Raw genomic sequence first — 13,930 nt, 5'->3', positions numbered from 1 at the left:
TGCCGGTCTTCTTTCCTATTGCACCATTTTGATGTATACGGGATATGCTTCGTTAGCCGCCGGCCGTCTTCAATATCTTTGATGGGAACCGCAGCCAGTTGATGTTCTCCAGGTGCAGGGTGAACGATATGCTGCGGGCAAATACATTCTTGCTGCCATAGGTATCTGCCAGGCGGTCTCTGAAGTCCTTGCTCATAATGAGGGGGAAGTAGAAGCTCACCACATCCTGCGACAACGATAGCTCTATACCGCCATCATACATCATCATTGTGCTCTTTATGTTCTTGAAGCCCGGAGATGGGTTGGGCATAAGCCCAGCATCGAAGAAGAGGCGTATGGGCAGCTTTATCTTTGGCAGATCGGTCTTCAGGTTCACGGCGGCCATCCAGTTGTCGCTGCGGTAGGCGCCATTGTATATGGGCACTTTGAACCCACCCTCACCAAATGCGTTCACCTGCTGCCCCCAGAAGCCGTCCGTTCTGTTCCTGCCGCGGTAGGTGCCATCGTACAGGTAGTCGTTCACACCGCTATAGCTGGCATTCAGTATATACCTGTTGGTAATGGCAGGGTCATTGTTCATAGCAATGAATTTGCCCAGGTAGCCTCTTACATACAGCGACTTGTTCTTTACGTTGTAGTTGATGCGTATGTTGCCCTCCACATTCAGCTTCACGAAGTCGCCATTTCCATGTCCGTCAAAGGTGTAGTTGAAGGGATTGTAAGTACGGTCGTTCTGGTGGCGGTAGCGCACTTTGCCGTATATATTATTCACATTTGTGACAATGAGAGGTACTGTGCTGTCTACACCCACACCCAACATTTCCTCGTTTATGCTGTATCCCTTTAGCATCAGGGTACGGGTAACGGTACTGCGCGGGTCCTTTTCCCTGAAGGTGAACTGCAACGATGGCGCCACCTTGATATAACGTGTATAGACGGGTTCGTTCAGGTTCAGGTCGGTCTTGTCGTTGTGAAAGCTTTTGGCATCTGCCATTAGTGTTATGTCCTTAAAGGTACTGCGGGGATAGAAAGTATACCCCAATGATCCCGCTGCGGTCCAGCTACCTGCGCCGAAGGCATACATCGGCGCCAGCGCAAAGGCAAAGCGGTTCTCGGGCACGGTAAGGTTGTGCAGCAGCAGGCCGGCCATAAAGCCATCATGGGCATTGCTGCCCAGCGCCGGTGCTACGAAGAGTTTTTCGCTATAGGTGCGGTTGAGGCCCAATACCGGTTTTACCGTAGGTGCGAACTTGCGCAATAACGCCCGCCTGCGGTAGGCGTCATTGGCGGTCTTGGCATCGGGTGTTTCATCGGCTATCACCAGCTTATCCCAGGTGCTGCCATGCAGCAGGAAGATGGTCTTGTAGCTGAAGGGCGAGGCCCATTCCATAGCCGTCAGACTATCGCCCTTATAGGCCGCCACGGCTACCGGCAACTTTATGTCCGAGCGGTTCTTTACCGTAACTATGGTATTGCCGTTCTTTACGCGTGCACGGGTTATCTTGAAGTCTATCTTGCGGTCGGTGTTCAGCATACCGTCAAAGAACCAGTCCAGCGGTTTGGAGGTATGTTTTTCGAATATAGCCCGCAGGTCCTCGGGGTAAGGGTGGCGGTAGCGCCATGTCTCGAAGTAATCCTTCATGGCCGCCTCAAACTCGGCAGGGCCCATGTATTGTTCCAGCCAGCGCAGGGCCTCTGCTGTTTTGTAATACACATCTATGCCATAGTTCAGGCTGCGGTACTGCTCGGAATGGGTATTTATAGGCTGGTCGTCATTGGTAGCGGCGAACTGGTAGTATATCAAAGATTCATCCAGTGCGTTCTTGCGCTTGCGTGCTGCACTGTCCTTGCTCATCACCTTGGTGGTCTTCTGCTCGTAGAATGTATTGAGGCCCTCGTCCATCCATGCGTGCTCGCGCTCGTTGCTGCCCAGCATACCGTAGAACCAGTTGTGGCCGGCCTCGTGTATGATAACGGTACTGAGCTTGGCACTGGCCACACGGTCTATGAGCGTAATGGTGGGGTACTCCATACCTCCGCCCGATTTCATATCGCCCAGCACGGCCTTGATGGTGTTGTACGGGTATGGGCCTATCCACTTGCCATAGTGCAGCACGGCATCGGCCAGGTGCTTGTTGGCATCTTTCCATTTGTCCTGGTAAGAGGGCATATAGGCGCTCCATGTGGTTATGAGCTTGTTGGTGCCGGGAGAGTACACGGTATCCTTCCTCACTATGAAGCGTTTATCGGCGAACCATGCGAAGTCGTGTATATTGTCCTCCTTATACACTACGGTCTTCATTTCGGCATCGCTGGCAGGGAAGTCGTCCTTGTACAGTGTGGCCGGTGGCAACGGTAATGCCGCCAGCGAATCCATGCGCTTGTTCTCTGCAGGGGTCATACAGTTGCCGGTGGCCATCAGCACATAGTTCTTCGGCAGGGTTATGCTCACCTCGTACGATCCGAATTCGCTATAAAACTCGCCCTGGTCAAGGTAAGATATGGGGTGCCAGCCTTTGTGGTCGTACACCGCCGGCTTGGGGAACCACTGCGATACATAGTATGCCTGCCCTGTGTGACCATTGCGCGAGAATACTACGGGCAGCTTCATCTTGAAGGGGGTCTCTATGCGCAGCTTTTTGCCGGGCAGCAGAGGGTGGGGCAGGTCTATCCTTACTATATCCGGCGCATCGGCCGATGAGCTGGCATCTACATGTACCTCATGATCCAGCACCAGGTCCAGGCTGTCCATATAGCCGCGGTCTTTTTTGTCAGAGTAGTAAAAGGTGCTGCTGTGGTTGCCATCCTGCTGGCGCGCATAGGGGGTATGGTCGTTCTTGTAGGCATTGGGCCACAGGTGCATATATATGTACCTCAGTGTGTCTGGCGAGTTATTAGTATATGTTATATCGGCATGCCCGTGCAGTATGTGGTGCTTATCATCCAGCGTTACTTGCAGACGGGTGTCTACATGTTGTTGCCAATAGTGACGGGTCTGTTGTGCTACAGAAGGCAGGGCTGCCAGCAACAGCCCCATGGCCAGGTATCGCTTCATGCTGCTAAAATACAAGTTAATAGGTTAACGGAGATAATGAAGGCATCCTTGTATACCTATACCTCGGCCAGATCTCGTATCTTTATAATGGTATTCGGCACACAGCTTCATGAATCTGAACAGATATAAGGAACACCCCGATGCAAGGATCGATCCCGGTCTGTTATGGGAGTATGACCTTACGGCTTTCGACTATCAGAAAATGCGACAAGTAGTTGTACAGCGGGTGGTAGAGCGCGGTTTCCCTGATGACTGGTATGCCGCTTTGGATCTTTACGGTAAAGAAGGCATGGCCGAGATAATACGCACATTGCCATATCTTAATGATAAGGATATGAATTTTGTGAGTGTATATTTTGATATACCATTATCTGAAATGAAATGCTACGAACTGAAACGGTCTCGCCAGGCACACTGGAACTCCTGAAAAAATTGATGCAGGATAGGGCCCTGGGTCAGTTCTTCCTTGTAGGTGGAACTGCCTTATCGTTACAGATAGGCCATCGTATAAGTATCGATATAGACCTGTTCTCAATAACGGCCTTTGAAGAAAATAAGCTCGCCGAGTACCTTGGTAGCGAATACGGCCTGCGCTTGGCCTATCTTGACAAGAACACTATTAAAGGGCAGGTAGATAATGTACAGGTCGATCTGATAACGCACGCATATCCGCTAGTTAAGGATGCTGCTTCAGTAGATGGTGTACGCATGGCCGGCCTTGAAGATATTGCCGCTATGAAGCTGAATGCGATAATAGGGAATGGCACAAGGTTAAAGGACTTCATAGATATCGCATTCTTGTCTCAATACCTTTCTTTGGAGGATATGACAGATGCCTATGAAAAGAAATACAATATTCGAAATGCCGTAATGACATTAAAGGCGCTTGCCTGGCACAATGATATAAATTTTGATGAACCCATCAGCTATGTACATCGAGCCTGTTCATGGAAACATATCGAAGCCCGGCTGGCACAAATGATCCGGTACCCGGAAAGAACATTTCATGGCCCTCCCGGTAGCTGATCATTTGCTCAGTATCTTATTATATCTCCTCACATCCACATCGGGCATGATAGAGGTATGGCCCACAAGGTGGTCGCAGAAATGCTGTGCGAAGTAGGGAGCCATAGAGCAGCCCTTGCCGCCCATGCCATTGAATATGCCTATTCGCTCATGTATAGGGTGCATGCCTATGAATGGTTTGCGGTCGAAATTGGCGGGGCGCAGCGCAGCTATATGGTCTACCACTTCATACGGTAGCCGTAGCCAGTTGTCCAGGTGGTCTGTTACACTTTTTCGGAATGCCGGGGTAGGGGAAAGGGTAGTGTACTTCCAGTCGTGCGAGGCTCCTACCCAAAAAAGCCCATCGCGCCACGGTACTATGCTGATGCCCTGTTTGTATATATGTTCCCGTGGCAGGCCGGGAATAGATACTGTCAATACCTCTCCCTTGTCTTTCGACCACGGCAGCCTATCGAAATATGGGTTGTCGGCGCAAGCGGCGCCATCGCAGAAAATGATGCTTCCTGCGCTGATGCCTTTATAGGAAACGCCATCCTCGTTCACCTTCAACGCCGCTATATCGAACCTTTCTTCCAGTACAGCGTTCGTGTTTTGCAGCTTCACCCGCCAGGCATCCATCAGCATACGCAGGTCTACCAGCATACAGGGCGCTATCTCGCCTATGCCATAGCGATAGCTGAAATACTGCTGCCACTTGTCGTTCGTGTAGGTATGCAGGTATTCATTATCGCTCTGCTGCCGTTCTTCGAACAAGGTGCGCTCATCGGTGGTATGATACATATCCAGTATGCTCAGTTCGGTAAGCAGGGGTATGCGCAATTCCTGCTCTATGGCCCGGTAGGTGGTTCTTGCAAAGGGCAATAGTTCATCTATCATCCACGATCGCACCAGCCGCTTGCCCGTTACCGGGTTGATGATACCCCCTGCATTGCGCCCGGCTGCCGCCGGGTCTCTGTCATCTATAACAAGTACACTTTTACCCTCACGCACCAGCAGGCGCGACAATAGTGTGCCGCACAGCCCCTGCCCTACAATGATATGGTCTGCATGCATAGTAGCGGGGTGTTATAGTGTCGGCTCGGGTATCTCGCCATCGAATACGAATGTGGCCATGCCTGTAAGCACCACATCGTGGGCAGAGGTGGGGGTATCTTTAGTAAAAGATACCATAAGGTCGCCACCGGGGGTCTCTATATGTGTGCTGAAAGCGCCCGTGCCATGGCAGGTAGATGCTATGGCCGCCGCCGTGACACCCGTACCGCAGCTCATGGTCTCGTCTTCCACACCACGCTCATAGGTGCGCACCCGCAGCTTGTCGCCATTGGTCTGTACAAAGTTCACATTTATGCCGCCGGGGCTGTATTCCTGCCTGTTGCGTATGGTGCGCCCCTCGGTGAATACCTCTATGTTCTTTACATCCTTTACCCAGGTCACATAATGTGGCGATCCCGTATTGAGCACCGTATGCCCTTCCTGCACCAGCATTTCCTTTACATCCTGCATTTGCAGGCTCACTACTCCATTAGTGTGTATAGTAGCATGGTGGGGGCCATCTATGGCCAGGAAGTGCGCCTTGTCTGTAATTATGCCCAGCTTTTGGGCGTATGCCACTATGCACCTGCCGCCATTGCCGCACATGGTGCTCTCATTGCCATCAGCGTTGTAGTACACCATACGGAAGTCATACCCATCGGCATTTTCCAGCAGCATCAGGCCGTCTGCACCTATACCGAAGCGCCTGTGGCACATGGCTGCCACCTGTGGCTGCATGAAGCTGTAGCTGCCATTCCTGTTGTCTACAAGGATGAAATCGTTGCCTGTGCCGTGATATTTGCTGAAGGTCATGTGCGGAAATGCTATCGCAAAATTAGCACAATTCCGCACAGCAGGGGCTTTATGCGCCCGTATGCCTTACTATCTCCCCATCGGCCATTTCTATTATCCTGTCCGATCGCTGGGCAAAATCATTGTCGTGGGTAACGGTGATGATGGTCTGCTTATACTCTTGCGACAACTGGCGGAAAAGGTCGAATACGATGCCGGTGTTCTTAGAATCAAGGTTGCCGGTGGGCTCGTCGCCCATTATGATAGCGGGGTCGTTCACAAGGGCACGAGCTATGGCCACACGCTGCTGCTGCCCGCCCGATAGCTTGCCTGCCTTTTTCAGCGCCTGCTCCTCTACGCCGAACATCTTCAGCTTGGCATAGGCGGTCTCCTCTGCCTCTTTATATGACAGCTTGCCCAGGCGCAGGGCGGGTATCATCACATTTTTGAGGCAGGTAAAGTCGGGCAGCAGGTAATGGAACTGGAACACGAAACCTATAGACTCGTTGCGGATGCGGGCCAATTGGTTCTGCGACAGGCCGGTCGTTCTGATGCCGTTTATCTCCAGGGTGCCTTCATAGTCGGTGTCCATGGTAGAGAGCACATAGAGCAGGGTAGACTTGCCACAACCCGATTTACCCACTATCGATACGAACTCACCCTTGCTTACCTGCATATCTATACCTTTCAGCACCTGCATGGTCACAGGGTCGTGAAAGTATTTGGTGATGCCCTTGGCTACTAATGCTGCATTGTTCATTATCCGCGTATTATGTTTACAGGGTCTACTTTTGCTGCCTTGCGTGCAGGGAAATACCCCGCTGCTATGGTGGTAAGTATGCCGAAGCACAATGCCTCTACATAATGTGGTACATAGAACGACATGGGCAGGTATTTGAGCATACCGGCGCCTATGTATATCCGTGATACCATAAGGGTGAGCAGGAAACCGAAAGTGATACCTACCACACCACCCATCACACCTATCATAATGGCCTGCTGCAGGAATATGCTGGTAACGGCGCGGCCTGCAAAACCCTGGGCCTTCAGTATGGCTATCTCCTTTATCTTCTCATAAATGGTCATGTTCAGTATGTTGTAGATACCGAAACCCGCCACCAGCAGTATCACACCTATCACCGAGTTCAATATCACGGCCCTTATCTTGAAGCCGGCCTTCAGTTGTTCATTGGCTTTTATCCAATCCTCTGCTTTATAGCCTGTTATGGCCTCTATCTCCCGCGCTACGGCAGGTGCATTGTTGTAGTCGTTCACATTCACTTTTATCTCGGTCACATAGCTACGGTCCTTGCCCATCAGGCTTTGCACTACCGATATATTGGCATATGATTTCGTCTCATCCACTGCTTTTACGGTGGTAGAGAAGATGCCCACTACACGCATCACCAATGCATTGCCATTGCCCGATCGTACAGTGATGTTGTCGCCCACATGCAGACTCAGTTTGTCGGCTATGCCCTTGCCTATGAGTATGGAGTTGTGTACGCGGTCCAGGTCGTGCAGGTTGCCGCTTACCATATTGCCCTGTACGTCGAACATTTCGTTCTCTTCCTCTATCTGCACACCGGCCACATTGCCGGGCAGCTCTACGCTGCCGCTGGTATATATCACATTGCCTGTTACCTGCGGTGTTACGTTCTTTACTTCTCTGTTCCTGCGAATGAGGGTTATGATACCATAAGGATCCGTAAGGCCCTGCGATTCTTTCAACTGCTTGGGGTTGGTAAGTATCTTCTCCGACGGGTCTGGCAGAAAGGCGCGCAGCATATGGTTATCGGCCACCTTGTTCTCGTTGTACAGGCGTATATGAGGGGTGTTGGTAAATGACATCTTCTCGAAATAGTCGTTCGTGCCCTTCATCAGCGACTGCATGAAGATGAACATGGATATTCCGAACATCACACCCAGCGCGGCCACAACGGTCTGCTTCTTGCGCGATGAAAGATAGGTAAGCGCTATCTCGGTGTTCACATTTATTTTCATGTGGGTGCTATTTCAGTTTTACGAGTTTGTCTCCTGCCGATACGCCGCTCAGTACCTCTACCCACTCATCAGACCGTATGCCGGTGGTAATGACGGTGGTGTCCATGTTATCTCCTTTCTTTATCACTACTTTGTTGCCTGCGCTTATGTATATGGCAGGTATCAGCAGGGCGTTCTCCTTGCGGCTGGTCACTATATTGGCCTGTAGCTGTGTGCCCGATATGATGCCCGGTACATCCTTCACAAAGCGGGCCTCTACCCGGTAAGACTGTGTCTGCTCGTTGAAGTGCGGGTATATCTTCGATATGCTTGCTTCCCAGGTCTTTCCCTTATCGGTGTTCAGCTCTACCAATACCTGCATGCCCTCTTTTATCTTGCCTATGCTGCCCTCGTCTATGTCCAGGTATATGATGATGGAATCGGGGTTGCCTATCTGTGCCACCTTATCGCCACGGCGCACCAGGTCGCCCTGCTTCTTGAATACCTGGTATACCCTGCCCGGGCCAATGGCTATAAGGTCGTAGTATTGGTTGCCTGCCCTCACGTTCTGCAGTTGCGACCGCGAGTTGGCCAACTCCTGTTTTGCCCTGTCCGCTGTACCACGCAAGTTCTCCATCAGCGAGCGCAGCGAGCTGAGCGACGACTGGTAGGCCACGGCGGCATTGTCCAGGTCCTGTTTCGATACCGAGCGTGTGGTGTACAGGCGCTCATAGCGGGCCAGCGTCAGCGAGTCTGCCACCAGTTTTACCTTTGCGGCATCTATCTGCGCGCGTATCTGCTGCAGGGCGGGCGCATTGCCGTCCGCGTTCATGCGGGCATATTCCACATTGGTCTCGGCTATGGCCACCTGTGTGTTCTGCTGCCTGTTGTCCAGGCGAAAGAGCAGTTCCTTATCCTTTACCAGGTCTCCTTCGGTCACATAGGCTTTTACTATGAAGCCGTCAGAGAGCGAGGTGAGGGTATAGGCATCCTTTGGCTCTATGCTGCCCGATGCGAACACGGCCTCGGTCACCGGCCCTGTCCTGGGCGATACTTCGTCATACTTCGGTTTGCAGGATGCCGTGCCGAGCAGCGCCGCGCAGGCAATGTATACTAGTGTGCGTTCCATCTTAGAATGATCGTTGGCGGAGTTTTATGTTATAAGATCGTACCAGCATCTCCGAGAGGCTGTTCAGGTACTGATTCTGGTAGCTTATGTAGTCGGTGAATGCGCGCAGCCTGTCCTCCAGCGATGCCAGGCCTTCCTCGTAGCGCAGGCTTATGTGCCTGTAGTTGTCGTAGGAGAGGTTCATTACACTCTCGGCCTTATTGAGCAGCAGCACTGTTTTCTGGTGGTCCAGCCGCAGGTTGTCGTCGTTTATAGCTGCCTGCCGCCTGGCCTGTTCCTCATCCTCCTTACTTTGCAGGTAGGTCAGTTTTGCCTTTTGTGACCGCAGCCACCTGTCGCCGCCATTGAATACCGTCCACGATGCCCGCAGCGACCAGTATGTGGCCGGGAACCATTGCGGCCCCGCAGCATCGAATGGGCGAAAAGTATTATCGAACTGCTGGGTATTGTTGCTGTACAGTACACTGATGGTAGGGAAGGCGCCGGCATTGGCGGTCTGGTACCTGCCATAGTTCAGCAATGTCTGGTGGTAGGCCAGCCTTATGGATGGGTCTTCCTGGAAGGCCTCCTGCGATACTGTATTCGATACCGAGCCCAGCGATTGTGTGATACTTATAGAGTCCGATACGGATAGCCCCAGCAGGCCCCTCAGCGAGTTCAGAGAAGATAATAGCTGGTAGCGTGCCGTTATGAGTGTCTGCTGTGCGCGTTCGCTGTTCAGCTTGGCCACATCCATATTGGGCAGGCTCACGGCCCCCTCGTTGAAGCGGTTGTTCACCGCCGCATATACCGAATCGGCCGCTGCCGCACTGATCGCTGCCAGGCGCAGGGCCTCCTTGTTCAGCAGGTAGGCATAGTACTGGGCCGCTATCTGCTGGTAGGTGTTCCTTTTGGTGTTGTTCAGCCCGGCCTTGTTCAGTTCTTTGGTCTCGCGGGCCACACGGGTATTGTACCATGTCTGCACATTCACCAGGTCCAGTTGCGCGGTAAAACCCGCATTGTAGGTATATTTCTGCCCGAACTGCACAGGGCGGTACACACCTTCCGGCCCGCCGAATATCACGGCAGGTATCAGGGTGGTCTGTATCGTCAGGTTGTCGGTATAGGCCGCATTGGCGTTCACATCAGGCAGCAGGTCCAGGTACGATCGCTGCACCTCGCGTTCGCCCTTCTTTACCTCATAGGCGGCATTTTTTATGGCGGTATTATGTGTGTCAGCATACTGCCATACTTCCTCCAGGGTATTGAACGCCATTTGCCCGTACCCTGCAAAGGCCGCGGTCATTATAGCCAATACCCCAAATACTCTTTTATACATATCGTATAGTGTTTTCTAAATCCCAGGTATCAAATTCCAAAACCCAAATTCCAGATCCCAATTCCCAATTCCCAATTCCTAATTCATCATTTCTGCCACCCACATAGGTATCAGCTTCTTGCGTTCGTCCATCAGTGCATCGAACTGTTGCTGGTCGAGCCCCAGGCGCAGGCTTATCATAGGCGCTGCTACAAAGGGAAATACCGTCATGCCCAACAGGTTCAGAAATATATGTGCCGGGTTCAGAGCTGTCTGTGGCCTGCTCTTTACGAACTCCATCCACTGTTTCACTATATACAGGTCGTTTCGCTGCAGCTTTATGCGTGCCACCAGTTTCTCGGGAGCTGTGTTCACCTCGTTCATCACAAAGAATGGCACTCCCGGGTTCTTCTTCAGCATATCTATATAGTGCGCAACTATCTGTGTTATTTTTTCCTGCAGGGTGGTATTGTGGTCGTCTAGCAGGTCGGTAACACTGTGTATGAACATCTGTAGCTGTTCCATCATTATTATGTCGAACAGCTTTTCCTTACTGCGGAAATAGTAATTGATAAGCGACAGGTTGTACCCCGACTCCTCGGCTATATCGCGCGTACGGGTCGCTGCATATCCTTTTTGGGTAAATACCCGCTTGGCAGCATCCTTTATCTTCTCTTCGGTAGAGGCGTTCTTTTCTACGGCCTTATTTTCTTTTTTTGCTGCCATTGCACAGCAAAGTTACTATCCTTCCCTTGATCTAAACAATGATTTCAATCAAATGATCAAAATAAAATTCAGGCTTAACATAATTTTATAACGCCTTGTTATGGACTGGCACGTTCATTGCCGTCTTTTACATCAAAAAACAAAACACATGCATAAACGCAGCATTATCATTGCCGCATTGGTAGCAACAGCTACAGGCACATATGCACAGCAGCAGCAAAAACTAAATATAGAGCAGGCCACAGTATTTCTGCACGGTGCGCAGCTCACCAGCACGGCCAAGGTGCGCCTGCAGAAGGGCGAGAACGAGTTCCTGTTCACCAACGTGGCAGGCGATATCAATACCCAGAGCCTGTCTGTGAATGCAGGCAATGGGGTAGTGGTAGAGTCGGCCGTGTTCCAGAACAATTACCTGGTGTCAGAAGTTCTGTCGCCCCGCGCCAGGGAGATAAAGGATAGCATAGATATAGTAAGCAATGCCCGCAGCCTGGTGACCGACCGCATAACTACCATAACCGAACAGGTAGCCGTATTGCAGGCCAACCGCAAAGTGGGCGGGGAGAACACGGGGCTGTCGGTAGCGGAACTTACCAAGATGCTGGACCTTGTAAATACGCGTATGGAGGGCTACCTGAACCAGAAGCACAAGCAGGAAGAACAGCAGAAGAAGATGGACGAATACATTGCCCGGCTGCGCAAGCAACTGGATGAGGAGAACAAGAAAGGTTACCAACCCGGTGGCCAGCTATTGGTGAAGTTCTATGCAAAAGATGCTATAGCCAACGATGTCACCATCACTTATACGGTGCCCAATGCAGGCTGGTCGCCCACATACGATATAAGGGTAGAAGATATCTCTAAACCTGCCAACCTCTTTTACAAGGCCAATGTATACCAGAACAGCGGTGTGAAGTGGGATAATGTACGCCTCACCCTCTCTACCGGAGACCCCAACCAGGGCGCTGATGCCCCTGTCATAGCTCCATGGTACTTGTCATTCTACCACCCGGCGGTCGGGTATAAGTCAAAAGAAGCCTTGTTAAATACTTATGCCGTGGGTGCCGCTCCGAGAACGGAAACATATGAAGACAAGGAAGCAGGTAAAGATATGGCATGGAAACCGAGCACCATGAACGAATATGTGGCCGTTGATAACTCCGGTATCAATACTTCTTTCGATATAGACCTGCCCTATACCATAATGAACGATGGCAAGCAGCATATAGTGGCCATAAAGAAGTACGACGTGCCCGCTACCTACCGCTACTATGCGGTACCAAGGCTGGATAAGGATGCCTTCCTGCAGGCACAGGTGACCAACTGGGAAGACCTGAACATAATACCCGGCCAGACCAACATATACTACGAGGGTACCTATGTGGGCCAGGGCTATATAGATGTGCGCAATACTACTGATACCCTCACCTTCTCGCTGGGCAGGGACAAGAAGATAGTAGTGCGCCGCGAGCAAGATAAAAAACTGCGCAGTGTGAAGAACATAGGCTCTAATGTGCGCGAGACATTCGCATATACCATAAGCGTGCGCAATACCCGTAAAGATGTGGTGAACATAGTGATACAGGACCAGCTGCCCGTGAGCAACGATAAGGATATAGTGATAGAGGATAAAGAGACCGGCAGCGCAGAGCTGGAAGAGGCTACAGGCATACTGAAATGGACCCTCTCGCTGAAGCCTAACGAAAGCAAGAGCCTGCCCTTTGGCTATACGGTAAAATACCCCAAAGGCAGGCAGGTGAGCGGCCTCCGGTAGGCGCCCGGGCAAGTGCAGACCATACTCTTTAATGTGCATTTCAGACCTTCGCGCTTACTGGCGCAAAAGCAAACAAAGGTCTGAAATGCACCTTTTCTGTTTGCAGATGATCAGAAAAGAAGCGAGCTTTGAAACGCCAGAGTATTCTTTATGAATGTACAAGAACAGATAGCGCAGCATATAGCCGGCCAGCCCGAAGCCAAACGCGAAGAGTTGCAAAAGCTGCATGAACTGGCGCTACAGGTATCGCCCGCATGTAGGCAATGGTTCGACGAAGGCGTGGATGAAACAGGCAAGGTAGTGACCAACCCTACCATAGGCTATGGGTTCATGGTGATAAGATACGCCAATGGGAAAACGAAGGAATTCTTCCGGATAGGCATCAGCGCCAATAAGACCGGGTTCTCGGTATATATCCTCGGTATAGATGATAAGAAATTCCTGGCCGGCACCTATGGCGAAAAGATAGGCAAGGCCAGCATTACGGGTTACTGTATCAAGTTCAGAACACTGAAGGATATAAATATCGATGTACTTGCAGAGGCCATGCGATATGCATTTTCCCTGCCTCAATGATCTCCTGTACAGACATCTTGCTGTTATCACAACCTTTATTAACTTTGATGGTAGACCAAAAAAAATATACCTACATGAAGAAGTTCTCTTTGGCCCTTGCGGCACTTTTCATCACAGCATTATCGCTGTTCTCTTCCTGCTCATCCTCCAGCAGCGCATCACCCTCATTCCCTATGATGGCCACGGTGGGTGGCACCGCGTTCGAAGGCACTATATGTCTCGCCGGTGTTGTCTCCTCCAACCTCGCTATTACCGGCAGCAGTACTACAGGTGGTGTTACCGGTCCGCCTCAGATCAATATTTCAGTTGTGAACTGGAGCGGCTCTACAGGCACATTCAATTTCGGCGCCATCACTGCCGGTTCCCATTTCGCGCAGTATATAGTGTCTACGGGTAGTGTTGCCAAGACCACCAGCAGCGGTTCTGTTACCATCACCGATGTTTCTGCTACCGAGATAAAAGGTACCTTCAACTTCACCTGTACCGATGGTACGGCCATTACAGGCGGCACCTTCACCGCCCAGCGGCAGTAGTACCGCAACT

The 13,930-nt window shown here is 51.3% G+C and carries 13 protein-coding genes; 5 read left to right on the top strand and 8 right to left on the bottom strand.

Features of this window, described 5'->3' with window-relative positions; translation table 11 throughout:
• Positions 1 to 52 precede the first annotated feature (52 nt).
• Positions 53 to 3,055 carry a M1 family metallopeptidase gene (locus ABD843_RS00775; protein WP_345077020.1) on the bottom strand — a complete coding sequence of 1,001 codons (3,003 nt, stop codon included), beginning with the start codon at positions 3,053 to 3,055 and terminating at the stop codon, positions 53 to 55.
• 109 nt (positions 3,056 to 3,164) lie between these two features.
• Here ABD843_RS00775 and ABD843_RS00770 point away from each other — a divergent pair, with 109 nt between their 5' ends.
• Positions 3,165 to 3,482, top strand: coding sequence for a DUF6922 domain-containing protein (locus ABD843_RS00770; protein ID WP_345077017.1), 318 nt, complete (start codon positions 3,165 to 3,167; stop codon positions 3,480 to 3,482).
• The gene (locus ABD843_RS00765; protein WP_345077014.1) at positions 3,437 to 4,081 is read left to right on the top strand and encodes a nucleotidyl transferase AbiEii/AbiGii toxin family protein; all 645 of its coding nucleotides are present in this window, start codon (positions 3,437 to 3,439) and stop codon (positions 4,079 to 4,081) included. Before ABD843_RS00770 ends, ABD843_RS00765 begins: the two co-directional genes overlap by 46 nt.
• Here the strand turns inward: ABD843_RS00765 and ABD843_RS00760 are convergent, their stop codons facing one another.
• From ABD843_RS00760 to ABD843_RS00730, 7 genes are all read right to left on the bottom strand, one after another.
• Complete coding sequence (locus ABD843_RS00760) at positions 4,082 to 5,134, bottom strand: NAD(P)/FAD-dependent oxidoreductase (protein WP_345077012.1); 1,053 nt, start codon at positions 5,132 to 5,134, stop codon at positions 4,082 to 4,084.
• Between the two features lie 12 nt (positions 5,135 to 5,146).
• The gene (gene dapF, locus ABD843_RS00755) at positions 5,147 to 5,926 is read right to left on the bottom strand and encodes a diaminopimelate epimerase (RefSeq protein WP_345077009.1); all 780 of its coding nucleotides are present in this window, start codon (positions 5,924 to 5,926) and stop codon (positions 5,147 to 5,149) included.
• Positions 5,927 to 5,975: 49 nt separating this feature from the next.
• A complete protein-coding gene (locus tag ABD843_RS00750; protein ID WP_345077006.1) occupies positions 5,976 to 6,665 on the bottom strand; it encodes an ABC transporter ATP-binding protein in 690 nt (229 codons plus the stop codon).
• Positions 6,665 to 7,909 (bottom strand): ABC transporter permease, encoded by a 1,245-nt coding sequence (locus ABD843_RS00745; RefSeq protein ID WP_345077003.1) that lies wholly within the window; start codon positions 7,907 to 7,909, stop codon positions 6,665 to 6,667. Before ABD843_RS00745 ends, ABD843_RS00750 begins: the two co-directional genes overlap by 1 nt.
• 7 nt (positions 7,910 to 7,916) lie before the next feature.
• A complete protein-coding gene (locus tag ABD843_RS00740) occupies positions 7,917 to 9,017 on the bottom strand; it encodes an efflux RND transporter periplasmic adaptor subunit (protein WP_345077000.1) in 1,101 nt (366 codons plus the stop codon).
• Position 9,018: 1 nt separating this feature from the next.
• Entirely contained in the window at positions 9,019 to 10,335 is a 1,317-nt protein-coding gene (locus ABD843_RS00735) for a TolC family protein (RefSeq protein WP_345076997.1), read from the bottom strand.
• 78 nt (positions 10,336 to 10,413) lie between these two features.
• Complete coding sequence (locus tag ABD843_RS00730) at positions 10,414 to 11,040, bottom strand: TetR/AcrR family transcriptional regulator (RefSeq protein WP_345076994.1); 627 nt, start codon at positions 11,038 to 11,040, stop codon at positions 10,414 to 10,416.
• Between the two features lie 148 nt (positions 11,041 to 11,188).
• Between ABD843_RS00730 and ABD843_RS00725 the strand changes: the two genes are divergently transcribed.
• The 3 genes from ABD843_RS00725 to ABD843_RS00715 all read left to right on the top strand — a co-directional run bounded on the left by ABD843_RS00725 (position 11,189) and on the right by ABD843_RS00715 (position 13,920).
• Positions 11,189 to 12,811, top strand: a complete 1,623-nt coding sequence (locus tag ABD843_RS00725) for a DUF4139 domain-containing protein (protein ID WP_345076991.1) — start codon at positions 11,189 to 11,191, stop codon at positions 12,809 to 12,811.
• 150 nt (positions 12,812 to 12,961) lie between these two features.
• Positions 12,962 to 13,387 carry a DUF1801 domain-containing protein gene (locus tag ABD843_RS00720; protein WP_345076988.1) on the top strand — a complete coding sequence of 142 codons (426 nt, stop codon included), beginning with the start codon at positions 12,962 to 12,964 and terminating at the stop codon, positions 13,385 to 13,387.
• Positions 13,388 to 13,461: 74 nt separating this feature from the next.
• On the top strand, positions 13,462 to 13,920 hold the full coding sequence (locus ABD843_RS00715) for a hypothetical protein (protein ID WP_345076985.1): 459 nt from the start codon (positions 13,462 to 13,464) through the stop codon (positions 13,918 to 13,920).
• Positions 13,921 to 13,930: the final 10 nt, after the last annotated feature.

Origin of the sequence: Nemorincola caseinilytica (assembly GCF_039540515.1) — a bacterium.
Lineage (GTDB): Bacteria > Bacteroidota > Bacteroidia > Chitinophagales > Chitinophagaceae > Nemorincola > Nemorincola caseinilytica.
Note: the sequence above shows the minus strand (reverse complement) of the source record. Positions and strands in the feature narration are given on the sequence as shown.

Excerpts from the sequence above, each read along its gene's own strand:
- ABD843_RS00775 (WP_345077020.1), bottom strand. The coding sequence starts at position 3,055 with ATGAAGCGATACCTGGCCATGGGGCTGTTGCTGGCAGCCCTGCCTTCT.
- ABD843_RS00770 (WP_345077017.1), top strand. The coding sequence starts at position 3,165 with ATGAATCTGAACAGATATAAGGAACACCCCGATGCAAGGATCGATCCC.
- ABD843_RS00765 (WP_345077014.1), top strand. The coding sequence starts at position 3,437 with ATGCTACGAACTGAAACGGTCTCGCCAGGCACACTGGAACTCCTGAAA.
- ABD843_RS00760 (WP_345077012.1), bottom strand. The coding sequence starts at position 5,134 with ATGCATGCAGACCATATCATTGTAGGGCAGGGGCTGTGCGGCACACTA.
- dapF (WP_345077009.1), bottom strand. The coding sequence starts at position 5,926 with ATGACCTTCAGCAAATATCACGGCACAGGCAACGATTTCATCCTTGTA.
- ABD843_RS00750 (WP_345077006.1), bottom strand. The coding sequence starts at position 6,665 with ATGAACAATGCAGCATTAGTAGCCAAGGGCATCACCAAATACTTTCAC.
- ABD843_RS00745 (WP_345077003.1), bottom strand. The coding sequence starts at position 7,909 with ATGAAAATAAATGTGAACACCGAGATAGCGCTTACCTATCTTTCATCG.
- ABD843_RS00740 (WP_345077000.1), bottom strand. The coding sequence starts at position 9,017 with ATGGAACGCACACTAGTATACATTGCCTGCGCGGCGCTGCTCGGCACG.
- ABD843_RS00735 (WP_345076997.1), bottom strand. The coding sequence starts at position 10,335 with ATGTATAAAAGAGTATTTGGGGTATTGGCTATAATGACCGCGGCCTTT.
- ABD843_RS00730 (WP_345076994.1), bottom strand. The coding sequence starts at position 11,040 with ATGGCAGCAAAAAAAGAAAATAAGGCCGTAGAAAAGAACGCCTCTACC.
- ABD843_RS00725 (WP_345076991.1), top strand. The coding sequence starts at position 11,189 with ATGCATAAACGCAGCATTATCATTGCCGCATTGGTAGCAACAGCTACA.
- ABD843_RS00720 (WP_345076988.1), top strand. The coding sequence starts at position 12,962 with ATGAATGTACAAGAACAGATAGCGCAGCATATAGCCGGCCAGCCCGAA.
- ABD843_RS00715 (WP_345076985.1), top strand. The coding sequence starts at position 13,462 with ATGAAGAAGTTCTCTTTGGCCCTTGCGGCACTTTTCATCACAGCATTA.